The organism is Anaerolinea thermolimosa (genome assembly GCF_001050195.2).
Lineage (GTDB): Bacteria > Chloroflexota > Anaerolineae > Anaerolineales > Anaerolineaceae > Anaerolinea > Anaerolinea thermolimosa.
This window is the reverse complement of record NZ_DF967965.1, coordinates 895,360-916,565: the sequence shown is the minus strand read 5'-3', so window position 1 is coordinate 916,565 and position 21,206 is coordinate 895,360. Positions and strand designations below refer to the sequence as shown.

Annotated in this window: 22 protein-coding genes and 2 tRNA genes; 7 read left to right on the top strand and 17 right to left on the bottom strand. The window is 52.7% G+C overall.

The window, feature by feature from the left end:
• Nucleotides 1-211 precede the first annotated feature (211 nt).
• From ATHL_RS18755 to ATHL_RS04215, 3 genes are all read left to right on the top strand, one after another.
• Nucleotides 212-604 (top strand): hypothetical protein, encoded by a 393-nt coding sequence (locus ATHL_RS18755; RefSeq protein ID WP_201797930.1) that lies wholly within the window; start codon nucleotides 212-214, stop codon nucleotides 602-604.
• Nucleotides 605-608: 4 nt separating this feature from the next.
• On the top strand, nucleotides 609-1,499 hold the full coding sequence (locus tag ATHL_RS04220; RefSeq protein ID WP_062190106.1) for a helix-turn-helix transcriptional regulator: 891 nt from the start codon (nucleotides 609-611) through the stop codon (nucleotides 1,497-1,499).
• A gap of 138 nt (nucleotides 1,500-1,637) precedes the next feature.
• On the top strand, nucleotides 1,638-1,916 hold the full coding sequence (locus ATHL_RS04215; protein ID WP_062190104.1) for a YlcI/YnfO family protein: 279 nt from the start codon (nucleotides 1,638-1,640) through the stop codon (nucleotides 1,914-1,916).
• On the opposite strand, the gene ATHL_RS18750 is transcribed toward ATHL_RS04215, so the two are convergent.
• Both ATHL_RS18750 and ATHL_RS04200 read right to left on the bottom strand, forming a co-directional pair.
• Nucleotides 1,900-2,043, bottom strand: a complete 144-nt coding sequence (locus ATHL_RS18750) for a hypothetical protein (protein WP_162787566.1) — start codon at nucleotides 2,041-2,043, stop codon at nucleotides 1,900-1,902. The two genes, ATHL_RS04215 and ATHL_RS18750, sit on opposite strands and share 17 nt — an antisense overlap.
• A gap of 535 nt (nucleotides 2,044-2,578) precedes the next feature.
• Nucleotides 2,579-2,650: transfer RNA gene (locus ATHL_RS04200), tRNA-Met, on the bottom strand.
• Nucleotides 2,651-2,945: 295 nt separating this feature from the next.
• On the opposite strand from ATHL_RS04200, the gene ATHL_RS04195 reads away from it, so the two are divergent.
• The 4 genes from ATHL_RS04195 to ATHL_RS04180 all read left to right on the top strand — a co-directional run bounded on the left by ATHL_RS04195 (nucleotide 2,946) and on the right by ATHL_RS04180 (nucleotide 9,723).
• Nucleotides 2,946-5,144, top strand: coding sequence for a cytochrome c3 family protein (locus tag ATHL_RS04195; RefSeq protein WP_062190100.1), 2,199 nt, complete (start codon nucleotides 2,946-2,948; stop codon nucleotides 5,142-5,144).
• Nucleotides 5,145-5,304: 160 nt separating this feature from the next.
• Nucleotides 5,305-7,020: a NapC/NirT family cytochrome c gene (locus tag ATHL_RS04190; protein ID WP_062190098.1), complete on the top strand. Its 1,716-nt coding sequence runs from the start codon at nucleotides 5,305-5,307 to the stop codon at nucleotides 7,018-7,020.
• Between the two features lie 200 nt (nucleotides 7,021-7,220).
• The gene (locus tag ATHL_RS04185; protein WP_062190096.1) at nucleotides 7,221-7,799 is read left to right on the top strand and encodes a SixA phosphatase family protein; all 579 of its coding nucleotides are present in this window, start codon (nucleotides 7,221-7,223) and stop codon (nucleotides 7,797-7,799) included.
• A gap of 58 nt (nucleotides 7,800-7,857) precedes the next feature.
• Complete coding sequence (locus tag ATHL_RS04180; RefSeq protein WP_062190094.1) at nucleotides 7,858-9,723, top strand: S9 family peptidase; 1,866 nt, start codon at nucleotides 7,858-7,860, stop codon at nucleotides 9,721-9,723.
• 38 nt (nucleotides 9,724-9,761) lie between these two features.
• On the opposite strand, the gene ATHL_RS04175 is transcribed toward ATHL_RS04180, so the two are convergent.
• The 15 genes from ATHL_RS04175 to ATHL_RS04105 form a co-directional block, all read right to left on the bottom strand.
• Nucleotides 9,762-10,658, bottom strand: a complete 897-nt coding sequence (locus ATHL_RS04175; RefSeq protein ID WP_062190092.1) for a cation diffusion facilitator family transporter — start codon at nucleotides 10,656-10,658, stop codon at nucleotides 9,762-9,764.
• A gap of 141 nt (nucleotides 10,659-10,799) precedes the next feature.
• Nucleotides 10,800-11,705: a cation diffusion facilitator family transporter gene (locus ATHL_RS04170; RefSeq protein WP_062190090.1), complete on the bottom strand. Its 906-nt coding sequence runs from the start codon at nucleotides 11,703-11,705 to the stop codon at nucleotides 10,800-10,802.
• Between the two features lie 111 nt (nucleotides 11,706-11,816).
• Nucleotides 11,817-12,362, bottom strand: coding sequence for a hydrogenase maturation protease (locus ATHL_RS04165; RefSeq protein WP_062190088.1), 546 nt, complete (start codon nucleotides 12,360-12,362; stop codon nucleotides 11,817-11,819).
• Nucleotides 12,319-12,756 (bottom strand): 4Fe-4S binding protein, encoded by a 438-nt coding sequence (locus tag ATHL_RS04160; RefSeq protein ID WP_062190086.1) that lies wholly within the window; start codon nucleotides 12,754-12,756, stop codon nucleotides 12,319-12,321. Before ATHL_RS04160 ends, ATHL_RS04165 begins: the two co-directional genes overlap by 44 nt.
• Before the next feature lie 12 nt (nucleotides 12,757-12,768).
• Nucleotides 12,769-13,689, bottom strand: a complete 921-nt coding sequence (locus ATHL_RS04155; protein WP_062190083.1) for a complex I subunit 1 family protein — start codon at nucleotides 13,687-13,689, stop codon at nucleotides 12,769-12,771.
• Nucleotides 13,686-14,864: a hydrogenase large subunit gene (locus tag ATHL_RS04150; RefSeq protein WP_062190081.1), complete on the bottom strand. Its 1,179-nt coding sequence runs from the start codon at nucleotides 14,862-14,864 to the stop codon at nucleotides 13,686-13,688. The genes ATHL_RS04155 and ATHL_RS04150 overlap by 4 nt, the downstream gene beginning before the upstream one ends.
• On the bottom strand, nucleotides 14,848-15,348 hold the full coding sequence (locus ATHL_RS04145; RefSeq protein ID WP_062190079.1) for an NADH-quinone oxidoreductase subunit C: 501 nt from the start codon (nucleotides 15,346-15,348) through the stop codon (nucleotides 14,848-14,850). The genes ATHL_RS04150 and ATHL_RS04145 overlap by 17 nt, the downstream gene beginning before the upstream one ends.
• Entirely contained in the window at nucleotides 15,348-15,848 is a 501-nt protein-coding gene (locus ATHL_RS04140) for an NADH-quinone oxidoreductase subunit B family protein (RefSeq protein ID WP_084001164.1), read from the bottom strand. Before ATHL_RS04140 ends, ATHL_RS04145 begins: the two co-directional genes overlap by 1 nt.
• Nucleotides 15,849-15,872: 24 nt before the next feature.
• Entirely contained in the window at nucleotides 15,873-16,184 is a 312-nt protein-coding gene (ndhC, locus tag ATHL_RS04135) for an NADH-quinone oxidoreductase subunit A (RefSeq protein ID WP_062190077.1), read from the bottom strand.
• 11 nt (nucleotides 16,185-16,195) lie between these two features.
• Nucleotides 16,196-17,707, bottom strand: a complete 1,512-nt coding sequence (locus ATHL_RS04130; protein WP_062190075.1) for a complex I subunit 5 family protein — start codon at nucleotides 17,705-17,707, stop codon at nucleotides 16,196-16,198.
• A 4-nt stretch (nucleotides 17,708-17,711) separates the two neighbouring features.
• On the bottom strand, nucleotides 17,712-19,460 hold the full coding sequence (locus ATHL_RS04125) for an NADH-quinone oxidoreductase subunit 5 family protein (protein WP_062190073.1): 1,749 nt from the start codon (nucleotides 19,458-19,460) through the stop codon (nucleotides 17,712-17,714).
• A 3-nt stretch (nucleotides 19,461-19,463) separates the two neighbouring features.
• On the bottom strand, nucleotides 19,464-19,775 hold the full coding sequence (locus ATHL_RS04120) for an NADH-quinone oxidoreductase subunit NuoK (protein WP_062190071.1): 312 nt from the start codon (nucleotides 19,773-19,775) through the stop codon (nucleotides 19,464-19,466).
• Nucleotides 19,772-20,278: a Na(+)/H(+) antiporter subunit B gene (locus ATHL_RS04115; protein ID WP_062190069.1), complete on the bottom strand. Its 507-nt coding sequence runs from the start codon at nucleotides 20,276-20,278 to the stop codon at nucleotides 19,772-19,774. The genes ATHL_RS04120 and ATHL_RS04115 overlap by 4 nt, the downstream gene beginning before the upstream one ends.
• Before the next feature lie 337 nt (nucleotides 20,279-20,615).
• Nucleotides 20,616-20,909 (bottom strand): antibiotic biosynthesis monooxygenase, encoded by a 294-nt coding sequence (locus ATHL_RS04110; RefSeq protein WP_062190067.1) that lies wholly within the window; start codon nucleotides 20,907-20,909, stop codon nucleotides 20,616-20,618.
• Nucleotides 20,910-21,123: 214 nt separating this feature from the next.
• Nucleotides 21,124-21,196 (bottom strand) — tRNA-Glu (locus tag ATHL_RS04105).
• Nucleotides 21,197-21,206: the final 10 nt, after the last annotated feature.

Below are 21,206 nucleotides of genomic sequence, written 5' to 3'. Positions count from 1 at the left end.
CATCACATCTGGCATTGTCTCACCACTCTTCATAGGGGACATCTCTATTTTGCATTTCAGGGGACATTTCTATTTTGCATTGACAGAAAATCGGTGTGTGTCTGTCCCAAAAATGGTGGGCGACTTTTGAAACCCAACATATGGGGGCAAATCCGCCTGATTTACAACTTTTTATCACCATATGTGGCAAGCAATCAAAAACCAACCAGATATGGGACAAACACTTTTTCAACTCCCTGATCAGTATCTCTCCCAAAGCTGGTGGGTTTTGAAAAAAGAGCAAGCTCCGAGTAATATGGTAGTTGCCTCAACAGCCATGTACCTGGAGCTTGCCATGTCTATGGTCACACTCAAACTTCCAGAAGTCAAGGATTGCCAGCAGGAGCGACAGCAGCGCTGTCCATATTGCAGTGGGGAGACCTTTCAACGCTGGGGAGGGGAAGGGAAACGGGTCATCGATCCGCAACTGGGAGAAGTATGGGTGTATTGCTATCGCTGCCGCCGCAGCCGGAGAACCTTTCGGCAATATCCCGTTCGGGGATACAAGACCTGGTCTGATATGGCAGCGGGTTGGAGGATTATCGCTAATCGTTTGTCGACGTAATATAATGAGCATTACTGGAAGGCAGGTTCCTATGGGTATGTTTGATACGATCTATGCTGAATTAGTTTGCCCTTTCTGTGGCTGGCAATATCGTCACACTCCGCTATCCTGGGAGCAGGCGAAGCGTGAGCGCGGAGAATGGAAAGAAAGGGAACTGAAGCACACGCAGCCTTCGGAAAATCGATGGGGTGAGTTCTTCCGCCACAGTCAGGCTATGCGAGCACGCGCCGATGGCTATCCTGTGCGAGAAGGCAGGTACGAACGGGAAGATATCCTGGCGTGGATCGAGCAGCTTGACTCACCCGAAAATATCGAGCGCTGGCGCATGCGAAAAGAGCTCGGTCTGGCGGCAATCCAAACCAAGGCATTCGATAGCGTCCTTCAAATGTACTTCATCGGCGATGAAGTCCCGGCTCATTGGGGGCATTATTTCATCGAAGAAGGTTTTCCCTGTCAGGGCTGTAGAGAAAAGAATGAGAGAGAATACGTCAAAGTCTGGATCGAGATCGAGGATCGCCGGATCAAAGCGGTATTGACGCATAACCCGGAGACTGGGCAGCCAGAGAAGGAACCGCCGCTCCCTGTAAAAGAAATCGTTGGGGACGAAGCAGCGATGACCAGTTTCAAGGTTCGGCAGGCAAAGCAGAAAAAATATCCTGAGTACGTTATTGCCCTCAATGAACTTGAGCTTGGTTACCAAATCACGAGATTGCGCATTCGGCGTGGATTAACCAGGGCTCAACTAGCGAAAATGGTTGACGTTCAGGAAGCAACCCTAACCAGGTTGGAGAGCGGTAGACACATTCCGAGTCTGTCACTGCTCAGGCGGATCGCAGCTGCCTTGAACGCACGGCTTGAACTCCGATTTCTACCTGATGATGCCACAAGAACATAAGAGGAGTTGAACGGTTAGGGGTATGCTACATTGTGTAATTTTCATTATACTAATCCAAATAACGTTATATTAATGGCAACATGGACGCAATTGTAGGCGCGTCGAGATGACATAATGTAATAATGTATGATGTAATAAATGGTAACAACTGGAGAAATCCTGGGTGCTGTCAATTTACCGTTAGAGCTGAAAAAGGAAGCTGAGGCGTTCGCGAAGCAACAAGGCATCTCGCTGAACCAGTTCATCCTCTGGTCCGTTGTAAAAAAGGTCAGCGCCTTCAAAGCCAGCCTAGATGATCCTGAATTCCCCGGTATAATGCATAACCTATTGCCGTGGATCTTCTGGCATCCCGGTATCAGTTTTAAGAAACACCGGTATCCGCGTCCAAACAATCGTGATTTCAAATCGAGACTGTAATGAGACTCCGGCTGAGATCGCAGCTCAATTCGATTTGCCTGAAAGCCTGGACAATGCGGCTTTGAGGTTTTACCAGGCTCACCAGGCTGAAATCGATCTGCTGATCCAATCCGATCTTTGTAAGCATCCTTGACTCTTGCACGATCCGCAATATCTTTGATCTGTTGGCGCAACGAGCCCGGGTTGAAAGGTCGACCATGCTGGTCATGAAAAACCGGCGCATCGGCATCATCCGCATCTTCCCGGTCAACCAGGGAGTGCCACACCGCTTAGCAGGTTGTCCTGCCCAGGTACACTGTGCGCCCTGTACCACACCGATCACGCCATGCTTCACTTCCACTCGCCCGGTCTTCAAATCAATATTCCCCGATTAGCAGCTTGCACAGCTCCATAGCGCGCAAGCCGGTATCGATCAGCGTGAGGAGCATCGCCTGATCTCTATGGCTGAAACGCAAGCGCCTGGTAAAGCCTCTGCGATTGCTCGGACGCACCTCGCGCGAGTGGACGCAGGCTTTGAGCAATGCGGGAAGATCTTCCTGAGTAGTTAAGGCAGCCGCGGGTGCTTCTTTGTAGCGCGGCCCCGGGATGCCCCTTTGGGGATCAAAAAAAACCGTAGCCCTCGCAAAACACCCTTTACGGGCAGGGACTACGGTTCTCGTTAGTAGCGGGGAGTGGATTCGAACCACTGACCTCCGGGTTATGAGCCCGACGAGCTGCCACTGCTCTACCCCGCATCGCTGTAAGACATTATACCATTCCCATTCCATCCGTCAAGAGTTGAATCCCGAACTCAAAAATAAGGATTGATTCCTTTTTAAGTGCCCAACGTTCTGCTCTCCCCTCTCTCACCAGCCTGTCTGCTTATGGAAATTGTGACATTTTTAACTTGCTCTCATCTCGGTTATCATATAAAATGAAAACGGTCTTAAAATTCGAGTTACATGGTATCAGATTGGAGGTGATATTTATCGGGTAGAACAACTGGCTTTTTCTTATTTCCCAAGGACCATTTGACGAGGAGAATACATTATGCAATATCGGTCAAACAAAATACTTTATCTACTTTTGTTGCTTGCCGGTCTGAGCCTGCTTGTTGCGGGTTGCACAACTGCTACTCCCAGCGCCACCGAGCAACCTACCCAGGCCCCGGCCCCAACCTGCCCCGCGCCGCAGCCCTGCCCAACCCCGGAAGCCGGCCCCGAGGCCCCCTTCCAGGCAGAATGGGCTGCCTCACCACACAACGCGGCAGACTCCGAAGCCTTCAAGCACTGGGATAACACCGAAGACAAGTCGGTTCCAGTTGCCTGTGCTACCTGCCATAGCACCACCGGTTACCTCGATTTCCTGGGTGCCGATGGTAGTGAAGCCGGTAAAGTGGACAAACCCGCTCCTATCGGCACAACCATTACCTGCACTGCCTGCCATAACGAAGCCACGGCAAAGCTTTCGAGCGTTTCTTTCCTTTCGGGAGTCACCATTTCTGGTCTCGGGCCTGAAGCGCGCTGCATGGTCTGCCACCAGGGCCGCGCTACCAAAGTTCAGGTCGATGATCAGATCGCAAAATTCAACGCGACCGATCCCGACGCCGTGGTTGCCCCCATTAAACAGGGCGATCAGGAAGTGCGCTTCGGCTTCATCAACGTTCACTACTTCGCCGCTGCCATCACCCTTTATGGTACCGAGGTCAAGGGTGGCTACCAGTACGACGGCCAGGCCTACGACGCCAAGAACGACCATGTCGAGGGGTACAACACCTGCGTTGGCTGCCATAACCCTCACACCCTGGAAGTCAAGGTTCAGGAATGCGCCCTCTGCCATGAGGGTGTAAAAACCGTGGATGACCTGAAGAAGGTACGCATGGTTTCCTCCGCCCCTGACTATGATGGTGATGGTAACGTGACCGAAGGCATGGCGGGTGAAATTGAAGGCCTGCAGGCTGCCCTTTACAGCGGTATTCAGGCTTATGCCAAAGAAGTGGCTGGTACTGGCATTACCTACGATCCGGCAACCTATCCTTACTTCTTTGCCGATGCTGACGGTGACGGTAAACCGGATACCAGCGACAACGGCCCGGTAGCTTACTCCACCTGGACCCCACGCTTGCTCAAGGCGGCCTATAACTACCAGGTCTCCGTGAAAGATCCAGGCGCATTTGCCCACGGCAATAAATACATCGTCCAGTTGCTCTATGATTCACTCGCTGACCTGAACATCAAGCTCAGCCAGCCGATCGACATGAGCAAGATGCACCGCGATGACGCCGGGCATTTCGCAGGGAATACTGAGGCCTTCCGCCACTGGGATGCCGAGGAAGGCAACGTCCCCGGTACCTGTGCAAAGTGCCACACGGCCACTGGGCTGCCTCAGTTTATTAAAGAGGGAGTCAATATCACCAATAAAGCCTCGAATGGCTTTATGTGCTCCACCTGCCACAACGAAGCTGAATGGCCAGCCAACTACGTGGTCAACGATGTAACCTTCCCCAGCGGCGCGAAACTCACCTTCGGTGAGGGCAATGCCTCCAATCTTTGCCTGGCCTGCCATCAGGGGCGCGAGTCCACTGTCTCAGTGAACAAAGCTCTGGGTGACGCTGCAGCCGATACTCCCAGCGAAGCTATCCGCTTCCGCAACGTACATTACTTCGCCGCAGGTGCAACGCTCTTCGGTAGTGAGGCTCAGGGTATCTATCAGTATGCTGGCAAGGAATACGCCGGTCGCTTCCAGCACGAGGGTAACCTCAACACCTGCACCTCCTGCCACGATGCCCACCAGCTCGCTCCAAAAGTGGATGCCTGCACCGGTTGCCATGGGGTTGATGACCCGGCCAAGATCAGGATGAACTCGAAAGAGGATTACGACGGTGACGGCGACGTCACCGAAGGCCTCAAGGGCGAGGTTGACACCATGGCCGAGATGCTCTACAGCGCCATTCAGGCCTACGCCAAAGATGTGGCTGGCAAGGGTATCGTCTACAACCCGGCGGCTTACCCCTATTTCTTCGTCGACGCCGATGGCGATGGTAAAGCAGATGTGGGTGATAATGGCCCCATTGCCTACAACGCCTTCACCCCGCGCCTGCTCAAAGCAGCGTACAACTACCAGTACGTTCAAAAAGACCCGGGAGCGTATGTCCACAACGCCAAGTATGTGCTTCAGGCGCTATACGACTCAATCCAGGATCTGGGCACCAAGGTGCCTGTCGACCTGACCAAGGCTAAACGCCCGTAACCTGGAATCTTTCGCACTTGAACACCCCGGAATGACCGGGGTGTTCTTTTTGTAACGCGATTGTAAAGCGAGAAATCAGATCACTTTTCAACATTAAAAACGGATTAGTGATAAAATTTACCAAGAAGTAAAGTTCCTTTCATCGAGGTGAATCTGCATCATGAAACGTTTTCTCCAGGCATTGAAACGCTTTTTCTTCCCTCCTGCTGATTCCAAAGTCATACTTCGAATCCTCCCCCTGATTACAGTTGCCTTCCTGATCATTCTTCTCTTCGTTATCGCCAATTATGCCTGGGAGGAAAGCAATTCCACTGCTTTTTGTGGGCTCACCTGTCACACCATGCCCCCAGAGTACACTACCCACCAGGATTCCGTTCACGCCATCGTCTCTTGCGAAGACTGCCACATGGGACGCGACCGCCTTTATGTAATGATTGGGCGTAAGGTGCGTTATTCCTGGCAAACTGGCACCGCCATGCTTTTTAACACCTATGAATATCCCATCGTGGCAAAAAATATGGCCCCTGCCCGTCAGGCCTGCGAAAATTGCCACAAACCTGAAACCTTTTCAAAGGATTCTCTGGTAGAAATCAAACATTACGCTGAAGATGAGGCCAATACCCTTACCTACACCTACCTGGTCGTTAAAACCGGCGGAGGTACCAGCCGCGAAGGCCTGGGGTATGGCATTCACTGGCATATCGAAAACCCGGTTTATTATTACGCGTCAGACCAAGAGCAGCAAGACATTCCGTACGTGGTGGTAGAAAACAAAGACGGTACGCGGACTGAATACGTGGATGTCGAATCCGATTTCGACCCGGCCTCCATCCCATCGGGTCAACTGATACAGATGGATTGCATTACCTGTCACAACCGCACCGCCCACCGGATCGAAAACCCGCAGAGCCTGGTAGATTCTATGCTGGCGCGCGGTCAGATCTCTCCAGAGATTCCCGGGATCAAGAAGAAAGCTGTAGAAATCCTGAGCGTTTCCTATCCTTCTGAAAAAGAAGCCCTCGACGCCATAGCGAGCCTGGAACAGTTCTACCAGAACACTCGGGCCGATATGGAACAGGTCAAATCAGCTATTACCGCTCTGCAAACGGCATACCAGCGTACTAATTTTCCCGATCAAAAGGTTAACTGGCAAACTCATCCCGATAATGCCCAGCATGTAGACTCTCCGGGGTGCTTCCGCTGTCATGACGGCAAACACCTCACAAAAGACAATGAAGCTATCCGTCTGGAGTGCAACCTTTGCCATTCTATCCCGGTTGTTTCAACTCAAAACGAATTGGCCACCCGCATTGAGATCAGCCGTGGCCCCGAACCATCCAGCCACCAGGATAGCAACTGGATTAACCGCCATCGTTCAGCCTTTGATGAGTCCTGTGCCAGCTGTCATACAGTGGAAGATGCTGGCGGAGTGAGCAACACATCCTTCTGTTCCAATAGCGTCTGTCACGGTACTAGCTGGAAATTCGCAGGGTTTGATGCCCCCAAAGTGCGCGAAATCCTCGGGCTTAACATCACCCCCACGCCGGCGCCAACCCCGGTGCCAGCCGAAGATGAAAGCCCAATCGAAGAGCCTGCTCCTGTTGCCAGCAATCCTACCTATGAAAGAGATATTGCCCCTCTTCTGAAAAAATGCTCCGGATGCCATGCTTCCGGCGGGCAAAAAGGAGTCAACCTCACCAGTTATGCCTCCATTATGGCTGGTGGCAAAGATGGCGCTCTGGTCGTTCCGGGTGAACCGGAACAAAGCCTGCTGGTTACTGCGCAAAGCCAGACCAAACCGCATTTCATCCAGTTATCTGCCAGCGAATTACAGATCGTTATCGACTGGATCAAGGCAGGCGCGCCGGAAAAATAAAAACCTCTATAAAAAAGCCATGAGAACCCCTCATTCAACCTGGAGGGGTTCTTTTCATTTTCATACCAGATACCGTGTTTTTTTAGTCGCCTCCATTCAATCGAATTGTTCAGTGACACCATTAACCTTTGTTAACATTCTGCTGTGATATACTTCGCTTAACGAAAATCCTGGTTCTCCATTTTCACGGGACATAGCGTATGAAAACACTCCTGATCATGCGGCATGGAAAATCCAGCTGGAAACATAAAGATCTTGAGGATCACGAACGCCCCTTATCGAAACGCGGCTTGCGCGATTCACGGATGATGGCCGATATCATTCAGGAAAAAGAGTTGATTCCTCAGGTCATCCTTGTATCTTCCTCTGTACGTACCACCCAGACCGCTCAAATCTTTAGCGAAGAAACCGGATACCAGGGTGAAATCCTCGCTCTGGATTCTCTCTATCTGGCCGAGGCCGAGGCGTACCTCCATGAATTAAAACGGCTTTCTGACGATTACGAACGGGTCATGGTTATTGGTCATAACCCGGGGTTAGAATCGCTCTTACAGTTGATCACCGGGCGAATCGAAGCCTTACCCACAGGCGTAGTGGCCTATATCAGTCTCCCAATTTCTCACTGGGAAGAGATTAACGGCGAATCCGTGGGTGAACTGGTGCAGATCTGGAGACCCAAAGAACTGCGAGAGGCTGAAGAAGAGGAAGAAGAGCCCCACCCCAAAGAAAAAGAAAAAAGTAAAGAGAAAGAAAAAGAGAAAAAGAAGAAAAAGAAATAACGATATCCCGGGCGCAAAGCGCCCGAATTCTTTCTACCCTCTCCGAAAGAGTCCCTGTATGAAAAAACAAAAACCCTACGGAACCTGGCCCAGTCCTATCTCGGCTGAGTCTGTCGGTCAAAGAAACCGCCTTGAAGAAGTTCAATGGGATTCCAGCAGTGATACACTCGTCTGGCTAGAAGGGCGTTCCGATCGATCCATGCTTGTAGCCCGTTCAGGGCAAGATGCCCCGCGTGATCTGCTGGACAACCTCATTCCTCGAGGGGGTGTTGGCTACGGGGGAGGTGAGTTTACCCTGCACCATGGAACGCTCATCTTCGCCGAAAAATCCGGCCGCCTGGTTCGTCATTCGCTGGAATATGCTGAGCCAACTGCAATCACCCCCGCCTTCGGAGGGGTGGCCTCACCTGCCCTCTCACCCGATGGTCAATGGGTAGCGTATGTCTTCAGCGATGGCATTGAGGATTGCCTGGCTCTGGTCAGATCTGACGGCCTGGAATGGCCAGTAAAACTGGCGCGGGGAGCCGATTTTTACATGCAACCAGCCTGGCATCCCTCAGGCAGGATGCTCGCCTGGGTTGAGTGGAACCATCCCAATATGCCCTGGGACACCACACGCATCCAGCTGGCTCACCTGGATGGCTCTATTCCCCAAATAACCCAGGCCCACACTATTAGTCTCATGGATCACACTGCCACACAGCCCGCCTTTTCTCCCGATGGCCGCTGGCTGGCTTTTATTGAATCAGGGGAGGAATGGGACAACCTCATTCTTTATGATCTTCACCAGCATCAACGCCGCCTGCTGTTTGAAGGAAGGGAAGCTCATATTGGCCTTCCAGCCTGGAAGCAGGGGCAGCGTCATCTTGGATGGAGCCCGGACTCCCGTATGCTCTATTTCATCCAGAACTCACGGGGTTTTGCCAGCTTGCATTCAATCCAGCTCGATGGAACCCTGCAAACCATTCCAACCGCACCTTACACCTGGCTCTCTCAACTCGCAGTATCTCCCGGCGGTTTGCTCGCCATGATCGCTTCGGCTCCTTCTATTCCCCCTCGAATCATCGTCTGGAACGGGCATACCTTTGAAATCGCTGCCCGCTCCGGCAGTGAGTCGATCTCGCCTGAATTCTTTCCTGCCCCTCAACTACTACACTGGCCAACGCCGGACGGCTCCGAAGCCTATGGCCTCTATTATCCTCCCACTCATCCTGACTTCTCAGGTGACGGCCTTCCCCCTGCCATACTCAATATCCACGGCGGCCCAACCTCTCAGGCAGTCGTCAGCTTCTCCGCCGAAGCCGCTTACTTTACCACCCGCGGATACGCCTATGTTGAAGTCAATTACCGGGGCAGCACCGGCTACGGGCATGCCTACCGCAATGCCCTGCACCAACGCTGGGGAGATGCCGATGTGCTGGATGCCATTAGCTGTGTAGAAGCACTGGGTAAAGCCTCTCTGGCCGATCCATCCCGGTGTGTCATCAAAGGGGGAAGTGCAGGGGGCTATACTGTGCTTAATGCTCTGGCGCGTTATCCGGGTGTCTTTAAAACCGGGGTATGCCTGTATGGTGTGAGTAACCTCTTTACCCTTGATATGGACACCCATAAATTCGAACAGCATTACACCCATAGCCTGGTCGGACCTCTCCCCGAGGCCGCTGGCCGCTACCATGCCTGGTCGCCAGCCTTTCATGCAGAGAAGATCCGCGACCCCCTGATCATTTTCCAGGGTTCAGAGGACCGGGTCGTTCCACCGGCTCAATCCGAAGAGATTGTTGCAGCATTAAACCGCACAAGAGTACCCCATGAGTATGTGGTATTTGAAGGAGAAGGGCATGGTTTTAGAAAAAGTGAAAATATCGCTCGCTACCTGCACCAGACCGAGCGCTTCCTCATGCAACACGTACTCTTCTCACCTTGATTATTATTTTTAAGAAACGAAGCCAGCCCTCGCGGTGGTCACTCGACCCCATCCGGCTCAATATGCACATAAACCCGGTCAACCTCTGGAAACTCTTCCAGCCGACGAATGACTTCGTCGGCAATTTCATGCGCCCGATGCACACTCATCTCTCCATCCACATTGATGTGTAAATCAACCACCAGACGAGGCCCCGTATATTCACTCATCAGGTGGTGCACCCTTTGCACGCCTTCAATCCCCTCAGCCACTTTCACCAGTTGTTGCCGCAACGCTTCATCGGCCCCCTGCCCGGTGAGGAAACCCAGGTTTTCTCGCACTGCTTTGAAAACCGTGCGAAAGATCCATAATGATACCAGTACACCCCCGATAGGATCGGTCAGTGGGTGAATCCATTTAGACCCGACTGCTCCCACCAGCGCCGCCCCTGAGGTTAAAACATCACTCAAATTATCCCGCGCAGTGGTCGCAAGCGTGGGGCTGGCAAGCTTTTTACTTAAGGAACGAATCCGGTAAAACATTCCCACTTTAACTGCCGCGCTAACGAAAAGCACGAGCGCCGGTAAACCCGGTTCAACAGCCAGGCCTCCTGCCAGGAAGCGTTGAATCGATGCGCGGGCCGCCTCATACCCGGCAAACGCCATAGAGACCGTAACCATCAGGCCGATTAGCGGTTCAAACCGGCTGTGTCCCTGGGGATGGGATAAATCGGGTGGGCGTTGGGCATACCACAGGCCAAAAACCATGAACAACGAATACACTACATCCGAAATGGAGTTCGCCGCATCCGAATAAAGGGCCACACTCCCGCTTATATACGCCACCAACGCTTTCATAAGCGCCAGAAAAACATTCCCGCCCAGAGTTAAAACCAGAGCTTGCCGGTAAAGACGGTTCTGCTCTGGTTGAGGGGTTATTTCACGAATCCATCGCATATTCTTACCTCTTGGAAAAGTTTACCATAAGGAAAGTAAGACCGGGCCTCTTTCGTCAACCCGGGGTTCAAACATCCTTTCGAATAAAATGGCCCGGCAGATTATTCTACCGGGCCACCATGACTCTCTACCGTTGATTAATTATGTGGTGACGGGCTCCGGATGAACCGTGATATCCGTATCGGGCATCTGTAATTGAATCTTCTCTTCGATCTGTTCCGTCAGATGATGAACCTGATCAAGCGTCCAGGAACCATCCACCAGAATATGCACATCAATAAAGTATGAGGGACCCGATGGACGAATACGAATATGGTGACAATCGATCACACCCGGGACACTCTCGACCACCGCCTTGATCTTTTCGACAGCACCCTGAGGGGCGGTGTCCAGCAATGCCCTCACGGTTCGGATTCCCAGTTCGATGCTCACATACACCACGATGAGCGCCACACCCAGTGCAGCCACTGCATCGGCCTGCTTGAGGAACCCCAACCCACCAATGCGCTCGCTGATCAGGACACCAATCAGACCAAGGATGACCACACTTGAAGACCAGATATCCGTGCTGAAATGCAGGGCATCGGCTTCTAATGCCTGACTGTTATGTTTTTTTGCTGCCTGATACAAGACACGTGAACGCGTAAAGTCAATCACAATCGAAACCGCCATCACCAGAAAAGACCATACAGATACTTCAATATCGACGGTCTTAAAGAATAACCGTTGCACCGCTTCGGAAATAATCCAAACACACGTGCCCAACAGCAAAAGGGTCTCGAACAGCGCCGAGAGGTTCTCGATCTTTCCATGCCCGTACCGGTGCTCTGCATCTGCCGGTTTCCCAGACAACCGAACCGCCAGGAAGGTCACCAGGGCAGCGATCAGGTCGAGGCTGGAATGAGCGGCTTCAGCCAGGATTCCAAGACTGCCCGTCAGGACTCCTACAATGATTTTAAAGGTGGTTAAAATGACCGCAGCTACCACCGAGCTTAACGCGGCATTCTTTTTCTCCAGGTCGGCCTGGGCGGTCAATTCCATGGTCATCCTTTAATCCTCTTTCCTCTTGTCAGTTTGATTAAAAAGCATAGCCTAGAATTGTAGGCCGTTCCTGATGACACTCAAGCGCAAAAACTACCCATCGCAGAATGATTTTTGTCACATCCGGGTTAGAACACGTGCAAAAAAGGTGGCCAGTGAACGGCAAGCTCGCCTTACAGCAGGAGATACTGGCGCATCAAAGCCTAAATTTAACGGCTGAACCCCCACCAGAGTAACATCGCAAGCAAGCTCACGTTCCAGAAAACCCGCCAGGGTAGCCAGAGGTTGAAGGTGAGTCGAGGCTCCCATTCCTCCAGCCACATGTGCTTTCATCACCGCGATCGTCCCCGGTGAAGCATCCAGCCAGGTAGCATCCAGGAGCAAAATGTGTGCGGGTTGCTCTTGCCGTAAAAGACCGGTGAAATTTTCCGGCGCAGTTGCTGCCTCGATAAGAACAGCGTTATCCAAACGAAAAACCGGGCTGTCCATCTCACTTGCCCGGCTCTCGCGGCCCACAACGCGGGCCAATTCACGGCGGAGCATTTTCACCACCAGAACTCCGGCGGCATCATCCCCATTGAACTCATTCCCTATCCCAACAACAGCAATCCGTGCCCGCTCATTCCGGGCACTCCACGCGTTCTCCAGCGTTTTCGCGAGCAATTTTCTCCAGGAGAAATTGGATATCTTCATCTCTGCCATAATATACCGTAAAAGGTTCTTTCCCGGTTGCCGCCAGTTCCCACTCTTCACTGGACATATTTAAACAATTGAACCGACAATTGACCACACATTGAGCACAGTACGTGCATCGATCGGGGTGATAACGCAAGACAAAACGTTTGCTTACCCGGTCAAGAACAATCAGCTCAATGGCTTCTGAAGGGCAATCTCTCACACATAACTGGCAACCGGTGCACTTTGCCGGATCCCAGAAAAGTTTTCCACGGAGCCTTTCTGGAGCTTCTTTGCGCACAAACGGGTATCGTTCTGTGGCAGGCGATTTAAAGGCAGAACGAATGACATCACCCAGCATCGTCCCGAGTTTAAACTTCATTTTTTACCTCCCTTAGCGCAAAAGGAAAACTACCACTAATTGAACCAAAGCCAGGAGTGCCCCGGCTCGCCACCATAGCCCCACGGTTTGATCAATGCGTAAGCGGGCAAAGAGCGACTGCAGAACCGTCAGTACCACCAGCAACCCGAGAGTCTTCGCAAGGAACTCCAGAGGGTTGGCCAGCCCCCCCAGATAGAAGGCCGCCACCATCGTCAGACCAATAAACAATTCGACATTTTTTCCCAGATGGAAAAGCGCCAATCCCCGGCCAGAATATTCCGTCATAGCCCCGGCGACAATTTCAGTCTCGGCTTCCGGAGCATCGAACGGAGGCAGCTCCAGTTTTCCCATCAACCCTACCAGAGCCACCACAAAGCCAATGGGTTGTGTGATGGCCATCCACGTATGTTGCTGGGCATAATAATTAATCGTCATGATCTGCCACGACTTGGTCACAATCGCCGGCCCCAGGAGTGCCAGTAAGAAAGGCGCTTCATACGAGAAAAGCTGGGTTAGCGTTCGGGTAGCTCCAATCAAAGCAAAACGGTTCATCGTGTTGGCGCCCGCCAACCCAAGGCAAAGCGTTAACACGGAGAGTAAGTACAGTGTAACGATCAAATCTCCGCGGAAGGAAGACGCCGGCACAAACCCGGCAATCGGCACATATAACGCAGACGTCAATGCACTTGCAAGAGCAATCACCGGCAGGATGAAAAAGAGCGCCCGGTTGACTCCCTGCGGAGTAATTTCTTCTTTAGCTAGCAGTTTTACAAGGTCAGCCAGAGGTTGAAACCACCGCGGCCCAAGGCGGTTCTGGAAGCGAGCGACCAGCTTCCGATCAATCCATTCGTAGAGCAATCCTCCTCCCAGCAAGAACAGCCCCCCTGGGAAGAGTAAAAGAGCAATGAGAGGATGCACGGTGAGGTTATTCATAGCTTTTTATAATACTCAATCCCATATCGCCGCAGTTCGTCCCAGCTCCAGACCTGTGAGCTGGAACCCCGATTGATGAGAACCATCCGGTCATTACACGAAAAACACGGGTCAATCCCGGAAAGAATCATCGGCATATCAGCCAGTTTATGCCCAACGGCAACCTGCATGACCGAAGCCCAGTTGCACAGGCTGGGAGTACGCACTTTAATGCGCTCTGGTTTTTCTCCACCGTTGCTCTTGATAAAATAAAACAACTCTCCACGGGGAGCCTCGACACGGCTCACCGTTTCTCCTGCGGGAATTTTTCGGGGAACACGCACCGTAAGCTCACCCGAAGGCAGATGATCGAGAATTTCCCGAATCAGGCGGTAGCTTTCGAACAATTCTTTAGTGCGTACCACAAAGCGCGCCATTAAATCTCCGCCTTCATCAGTAACCAGGTTGACCGGAAAGAGCGTATATGCCTCATACGGAGCATCCACACGCACATCCCGCGCCACACCCGATGCCCTGGCTGTTGGTCCAACTGTTCCAAACAGTTCCGCCTGGTTACGGCTCATCGTTCCCACACCGCGGGTCCGCGCCAGAAAAGTTCGATCGGTCGTCACCACATTGAGGTAATGCCGAGTACGTTCTTCCAGAGTATCCAGACCGCGCAGAATGGCATCTCGATGCTTATCTTCCACGTCAAATTTCACGCCGCCGATGAGGTTAACCGAATAGTTCACCCGGTTTCCGCTCAGACTCTCCAGCAGGTCCATCACGATCTCCCGATCGCGCCAGGAATACATGAACAGCGTATCAAAACCTCCTTCGTGGGCGGCCACACCCAGCCAGAGCAGATGGCTGTGAATACGCTCCAGTTCTGCCATCAGAATCCGAATTGCCTGAGCACGTGGAGGAGCCTGTACACCGGCGAGTCTTTCCACACCAATCGCCAGCGCGGTAGCATGAACATGCGAACAGATACCACAGATACGCTCAAAAAGGTACAGGTTCTGAGTCCAGTTCCGGTTTTCGGCTCCCTTTTCGATCCCTCGATGTACATATCCAAGGCGTACCGAAGCATCGGTGACAATTTCGCCATCCACCGTAAACTGGAAATGCCCCGGTTCTTTCAATGCCGGGTGCTGCGGCCCGATCGGCACAATAAATTTACGCTGCGTTTCCATCCGTCTCCTCCAGTTTCTGCTCCCCAAGACCTGTAAATGACTTACGTAGAGGATAAACCCCCTCCGGCCAGTCATCGGCCAACAAAAGCCGATCCGTGCTTGGGGTTCCCGGCATCACCACCCCGAACATCTCCATCAGCTCTCTTTCATACAGGGTTGCAGAAGGAATGACATCACAGATGCTCTCGATAACCGGGTTTGAATAAGGCACGCTCGTTCGAATTGAGAGTACCACCGGTCCGCGGCAGAAATGATAAAGCGCTTCAATATGCCCTTCAGTTGCTCCGTCTTCAGCAGGAGGCTGATCCAGCCCGGTCAACGCGGAAAAATACCCCCACTGGGTCTCAACCAGCGCCTTAACCGCTTCTTTTAAGTGATGGGGCTCGACGAAAACATCCAGCCGGTTCCCTTCAGGCCGATTTACTTTGAGCGCCCATGGGACCAGCAATTCCATTGCGGTTTGAATTAATTCTTCTGAGTCCATCAGGCATGCGCTCCTTCGCTGACGGTGGCAACCTCAGCCTTCCCTTTCTTGAGACTCTCGAGCAGTTTCACCATGCCAAAGATAATCGCCTCCGGACGTGGTGGACAGCCCGGAATAAAGACATCCACCGGTACTACCTCGCTGATATCACCCACAATGTTGTAACACCCCCGGAAGGCCCCCCCAGAAAGCCCACACGATCCCACTGCGACCACAAATTTCGGGTCGGGCATCTGCTCATATATGCGCAATAACCTCTCACGAGACTGCCGCGTAACCGGCCCGGTGCAGATCAGAATATCTGCGTGGCGAGGGCTCCCCTGCAATTTCACCCCGAACCGTTCCAGATCGTAACGTGGAGTCAACGTGGCCAGAATTTCAATATCGCATCCATTACACGACCCACTATTATAGTGAATCGCCCAGGGTGAATTGATCCTTGCCCAGCGGCGAACCGCATCCAACACCTTCTGCCATGGAGTATCAGGGGAAAATTCCATTTATTCCTCCAGTTTAGCCTCTACTTACCCCAATAATAAGGCGATTAAGCCGATGAACAAGCCCACGGCAAAGATCACCGAACTTGCCGAAAAATCACTCAACCCCACCACCAGCGTACCCAGATGAAGAATGGCAAAAAAAAGCGCCACCAGGAAAAAAGGCATGTAGCCAGGAGCAGCGATATAACTGGGTGCCTCCTCTCCAGAGCTGTAAATTTGGCTCTTCTCAGGAGAAGGCTTTTCGGGGCCAGCGAGTTGCTTGCCAAACCACACAATCAACAGCACCAGAGGAATGTAAATCAGAAACGCAACCGGAGGAGAAACCAGAAAGTCCATTATCTACCCTCCTAATGAAAGCCAAATGAACGCAACAATGCCAGCGCCGCCGGGTAGGTAACCCAGGACAGTAACTTTGGCCAGACTCCTACAGCCACACTTCCAAGGCTCATCAACAGCAGAGGCACCCCCATCAAAATGGCAATGGGGCGCCCCTGAAGCACCACTGAGGATGGCTCGCGCCGGTAGAGACGATTAACCAGCGGAGCGTAATATCCAAGCGAGAGCACGCTGTTCAACCCGGCAAAAATCACCAGCCAGAGCAGCGGGGTACTGCGCACCTCAGCCCCGGAGACAAAAATCTGCCATTTAGACATGAAGCCTGCCAGTGGCGGCAACCCACCCAAGCCAAGCAGTGCAACACTCAGCGCAAACGCAGTGATCGGGTAACGCCGGGCGGCGCCATTCAGATCATCCAGCACCAGCGGTTGGTGCCTGCCTTGAGAAAGATGCAGCGCATAAAGCAAGGCCCCCGCAGCCAGAAAGGCCAGTCCTTTCATCATCGCGTGGTTGAATAGATGAAAGAACCCGCCCGCGGCACCGTCGGACACGCCATAAGAAATGGCCACCCCGAAACCGAACAACATATACCCTACCTGCGCCACACTGGAATAGGCCAGCATCCGCTTGACCTCGGTCTGCCGCAGGGCCATCAGGTTGCCAACCAGCATGTTGAGCGCCGCAAAAAAGAGCAATAACGCTCCCCAGGCCAGGCTGGCTTCGGCAAGGCCACCCAGGGCCCGAAGCATTGCCACCAGCCCACACTCGATCACGACTCCAGAGAGCATGGCGCTGATTCCACTTGGCGCCTGGGAGTGAGCATCAGGCAACCAGGTGTGCATGGGCACCATGGCGGTTTTTACTCCAAAACCAACAATGACCAGTCCACCGGCCGCCAGCCCAACAGCTCCCGAATTGGCCATCAACGGGCGAATCGACTCCAGATCCAGGGTAGATGTCAGCATAAAGACCAGGGCAATACCCAGGAGCACCAGTAACGAACCAACAGCCGACTGTACCAGGTATTTGACTGCCGCCTCAAGCGAGCTTTTCTGTTCATGATGGAAGGCGACCAGCAGATAGCTTGTAATAGCCATAGCTTCGAACCAGACCCAAAGGTTGAAAAGATCGCGTGTGCACCCCAGGCCAATCATCGAAGCTGTCATCGCCAACAGCAGTGCATAATACTTTTCTTCGTCAGGTTCACCCTTCACATACTGGAAAGAGAAAATGGTTACCAGGGTCGCCAGGCCAAGAACAGTAACCGCCAGGAAAAAGCCCAGTCCATCCAGTTGTAAAACAATTCGTCCTATGGGCCACAGAACCGCACCTTCCTCGAGAACTGGCACCCGTAATTGCAACAGAGGAAACCAGGTTACCCCCAAAACCAGCAAGCAAAGCCAGCGGGCTGCCACAATCCGCCTGTACAGGAATCGGTACTCTACCCGGCCCAGGATGTAAATCACAGGCGAAGCGATTAGCGGTAAAGCCAAAAGCAGAGTTAAGGCTGTTTTTGCTTCCATGTGTTTATGCTCCCAGTGCTAGTAGAGCAATCACCACCGCCAGAGCGGTAACAATTGCCAGGATGTTCCAATTTAACAGGCCTGTTTGCAGCCCACGCAAATCTTCAGCTGCCTGAGCGGTCAGGGCGAGTACCGCACGATTGATCGCCTCAAAACCAAAGCTTTGTTCAGCCGCACGGCCAACCCCCTGGAGTGCCTCGGTGAACAACTGTAACCGGCTCCGCCACCACCAGGCTGCCAGCCCCAGAGCAATCACCCCCAGGGCTATCCAGGTAGCCGGTGCAGTGAATATTTCCAGCGCCATTTCACCAATAGTGAGGGAATGAATCTCGTGGTAGGGCAAGGTAACTGCCAGCATTTCACTCAACCCACCCACCAGAAGCCAGGAAAGCAGGGCTCCTACAGCCAGAGGAGCCAGTGCCGCCTTCATCGCCGTCCCGGCATCATGCGCATGGAGATGACTGCGCGGCTCACCATAGAACACCAGCCATACGCACCGAAAAGTATACAGGGCGGTTAGACCTGCGCTGAACACCATCACCCCGAACATCCACTGCGGCCCTCCGTTCAACCCTGCCTCCAGGATCAGTTCTTTACTCCAGAACCCGTTGAGAACCGGCAAACCGGCCAGAGCCAGAGCCCCCACCCCAAACACCAGCCAGACAAAAGGCAGTTGTTTTTTCAATCCACCCATTTGACGCAAATCGCGTGTCCCCACGCTGTGGATAACCGCCCCTGCCCCCAGGAAGAGAAGAGCCTTGAAGATAGCATGGCTTAGAAGATGAAACTGGCTGGCAAGCACACCACCGGCCCCCACCGCATACACCATATATCCCAGCTGACTCACGGTGGAATAGGCCAGCACTCGCTTGAGGTCGGTAGCCACCAGGGCCATCAAGGCCGCCATCAACGCCGATAGAACCCCAACCAGCATGACCGCATCACGCCAGAAGGGAACACTCTCAAAGGCCGGATAAAGACGCGCCAGCAGGTAGACCCCGGCATTCACCATCGTTGCCGCATGGATCAATGCGCTCACTGGCGTCGGGGCTTCCATCGCGTCGGGCAACCAGGTCTGAAAAGGGAACTGGGCGCTTTTTGCCGCCGCGGCGATCAGGCTACCAAAGGCTAAAATTCCCAGCACATTTGCCGGTAATCGGTTGGCATCTTTTAATAATACAGAAAGGTCAAAACTACCCAGGTAACTGTATGCCAGTACAGCGGCCACCAGCAGGCCAATCCCGCCCAGTTGGGTAATTACCAGCGCTTTAATTCCGCCAGCCACAGCTTTCGGGTCATCATTGTAAAACGAAATGAGCGCATAAGAGCAAAGAGCTGTAATTTCCCAGAACAGGAACATGAGGAAAAGATTGCTGGTGAGAACCAGCCCGGCCATCGAACCAATAAAAAATAATACCAGCGCATAATAACGGCCAAGCTGCGCTTCACCGTGCATGTAATCTTTCGAAAAAATAACTGCAAGACTTCCGATCACGGTCGCGATGGCCGCCAGCATGACCCCAAGGCCATCGGGGACAAAAGAGAAATCACCAAACACTCCACCGACGGAGAGGATTAATCCGGGTTGAGACGAATAGAGCGGGAGCAACGCCAGGGCGGCGATTCCAGCTGCCACCGAAAACCCGATCGCCAGATAATGTTGCCAGCGTGGCTGATGATCGCCTACCCACCAGACAAAGAGTGCCCCGATCCATGGAAGCCCGATCACGAGAAGAATCAGGTTAGAAACCATGCGTTACCTCCGCAATGTTTTCAGGGCTTCAATATTGAGCGTGCCAAATTTTTGCCGTACCTGAACGGCCAGCGCCAGTGCCACCACCGCAACAATAGTGTCGGCAACAATCACAGTCAATGCCAGGCTTTGACCCACATCTACCTGAGAAGCAAGTCTTCCAGCAAGCACAAAGGCCAAAATGGCCCCCTTGGTGGCAATTTGCAGGCCTACCACCACTTTGATCAGGTTCCGGGCAATCATCAGGCCATAAAGCCCAATCCCGATCAAAGAAAGTACTACCACAATCGCAATATTTAATAGATGGAAGGTCATTTTCCCTTCTCCTTCTCCTTTTCATGGATGTCGCCGATCAAACCCAGCACCGCCAGTACCCCGGCAAAGATCAACACAATCTGCAGGAGAATATCAACCTGGCGGTCTCCCCACAGGATGGAACGAAACAACCCGGCAATTTCAACTTGCCGGGCGAGTGTATGAAAATATCGTTCCAGTTGAAGGGAGGGAAGGATCATCCAGGACAAGAGTAAAAGGGTAACCACCACCACAATCCAGGCCGCCGGCCGTGGGATGGGAATCCGCCCTTCGATTTCATCACCGCCGGTGATATTAATGGCAAAGACGAAGAGGACTGTAACCAGTCCTGCTCCCACACTCAATTCCACTGCACCAACCTCAGCCGCGCCAAGCTGGTACATCAGAAAGGCAACCAGCGCACTCGTCAGGGCAAGCCATAATGCCGAAATGAGCAGCCGGTTCTCTCTAATTGCCAGCAGGGCACAGGTCAGAATACCCACTGCAATCAGAAAATTAATCATGTTGACTCTCCATGCCTGTGGGGCAAAGAATAACCTTAACGCTTATACACATGAAATGGCTCTTTGTCACGTGTAGGGTATCTGTGTTATTGGGGCAATTCGTCACAAATGCGATTGACAAATCGGATTTGTGTCTGGGGAGTAAAAAACAGACCTATTGATGACTTGCACAAAGGGATGGTTCACCAGTTTTCTTCGGATGGGCAATCCTCACCCATCCTGTGAAAGTAACCTAAGTTAGAAAAACAACCTGGTACCCGGTTATATTGGCAAAATAGCGATTCCTCTTTTAAGAATCCATAGAACGCCCATGAAAAGCCTGGCGGCTGGCAACGAGTTATACCCGCTGATGGCCCCGGCGTACGTGGAAATGCCGACGTTCCGGGACTGTGCCAGCATTGCAAAACAGTAAAACGCAGGTTTCGGTTTTCTTTTCCTCGTGGGCCTTATGATATGCCTCCTCATTCTTCCAGAAGGTGATGATCTGCCAGTGCGTTTTCTGCTCGTCGTCCTGCACCAGGAAAGTTTGTAACAGCCCTTCGGGAGTTGCTTTGCAGGCAATCTCATACTGGCGTTGCAATTCACCCCAATTTTCCTGGGCAACCTGTCCTTGCAAGATTGTCACGTACATATCCACCTCCTTTTTGAAGAGAGGATGACCCCCTATTTCATTATACAGCACCGATCAAGAGCTGATACATCCCACTTACAGACCTTTTAACCCCAAAAGCCGCCCATTCGAGCGGCTTTCCTCCTGCGCCCCCAGGGGGATTCGAATAGCATCCCCTCCCTGGGGACCACCGTTTTAAACCCAAAAGCCGCCCATTCGAGCGGCTTTCCTCCTGTGCCCCCAGGGGGATTCGAACCCCCGTTTTAGCCTTGAAAGGGCTGCGTCCTGGTCCCCTAGACGATGGGGGCAACGAGCGTG

What these genes read in the sequence shown, in the direction of transcription:
- ATHL_RS18755 (WP_201797930.1), top strand. Translation starts at nt 212, where the DNA reads ATGGGACAAACACTTTTTCAACTCCCTGATCAGTATCTCTCCCAAAGC.
- ATHL_RS04220 (WP_062190106.1), top strand. Translation starts at nt 609, where the DNA reads ATGAGCATTACTGGAAGGCAGGTTCCTATGGGTATGTTTGATACGATC.
- ATHL_RS04215 (WP_062190104.1), top strand. Translation starts at nt 1,638, where the DNA reads ATGGTAACAACTGGAGAAATCCTGGGTGCTGTCAATTTACCGTTAGAG.
- ATHL_RS18750 (WP_162787566.1), bottom strand. Translation starts at nt 2,043, where the DNA reads ATGCTTACAAAGATCGGATTGGATCAGCAGATCGATTTCAGCCTGGTG.
- ATHL_RS04195 (WP_062190100.1), top strand. Translation starts at nt 2,946, where the DNA reads ATGCAATATCGGTCAAACAAAATACTTTATCTACTTTTGTTGCTTGCC.
- ATHL_RS04190 (WP_062190098.1), top strand. Translation starts at nt 5,305, where the DNA reads ATGAAACGTTTTCTCCAGGCATTGAAACGCTTTTTCTTCCCTCCTGCT.
- ATHL_RS04185 (WP_062190096.1), top strand. Translation starts at nt 7,221, where the DNA reads ATGAAAACACTCCTGATCATGCGGCATGGAAAATCCAGCTGGAAACAT.
- ATHL_RS04180 (WP_062190094.1), top strand. Translation starts at nt 7,858, where the DNA reads ATGAAAAAACAAAAACCCTACGGAACCTGGCCCAGTCCTATCTCGGCT.
- ATHL_RS04175 (WP_062190092.1), bottom strand. Translation starts at nt 10,658, where the DNA reads ATGCGATGGATTCGTGAAATAACCCCTCAACCAGAGCAGAACCGTCTT.
- ATHL_RS04170 (WP_062190090.1), bottom strand. Translation starts at nt 11,705, where the DNA reads ATGACCATGGAATTGACCGCCCAGGCCGACCTGGAGAAAAAGAATGCC.
- ATHL_RS04160 (WP_062190086.1), bottom strand. Translation starts at nt 12,756, where the DNA reads ATGAAGTTTAAACTCGGGACGATGCTGGGTGATGTCATTCGTTCTGCC.
- ATHL_RS04155 (WP_062190083.1), bottom strand. Translation starts at nt 13,689, where the DNA reads ATGAATAACCTCACCGTGCATCCTCTCATTGCTCTTTTACTCTTCCCA.
- ATHL_RS04150 (WP_062190081.1), bottom strand. Translation starts at nt 14,864, where the DNA reads ATGGAAACGCAGCGTAAATTTATTGTGCCGATCGGGCCGCAGCACCCG.
- ATHL_RS04145 (WP_062190079.1), bottom strand. Translation starts at nt 15,348, where the DNA reads ATGGACTCAGAAGAATTAATTCAAACCGCAATGGAATTGCTGGTCCCA.
- ATHL_RS04140 (WP_084001164.1), bottom strand. Translation starts at nt 15,848, where the DNA reads ATGGAATTTTCCCCTGATACTCCATGGCAGAAGGTGTTGGATGCGGTT.
- ndhC (WP_062190077.1), bottom strand. Translation starts at nt 16,184, where the DNA reads ATGGACTTTCTGGTTTCTCCTCCGGTTGCGTTTCTGATTTACATTCCT.
- ATHL_RS04130 (WP_062190075.1), bottom strand. Translation starts at nt 17,707, where the DNA reads ATGGAAGCAAAAACAGCCTTAACTCTGCTTTTGGCTTTACCGCTAATC.
- ATHL_RS04125 (WP_062190073.1), bottom strand. Translation starts at nt 19,460, where the DNA reads ATGGTTTCTAACCTGATTCTTCTCGTGATCGGGCTTCCATGGATCGGG.
- ATHL_RS04120 (WP_062190071.1), bottom strand. Translation starts at nt 19,775, where the DNA reads ATGACCTTCCATCTATTAAATATTGCGATTGTGGTAGTACTTTCTTTG.
- ATHL_RS04115 (WP_062190069.1), bottom strand. Translation starts at nt 20,278, where the DNA reads ATGATTAATTTTCTGATTGCAGTGGGTATTCTGACCTGTGCCCTGCTG.
- ATHL_RS04110 (WP_062190067.1), bottom strand. Translation starts at nt 20,909, where the DNA reads ATGTACGTGACAATCTTGCAAGGACAGGTTGCCCAGGAAAATTGGGGT.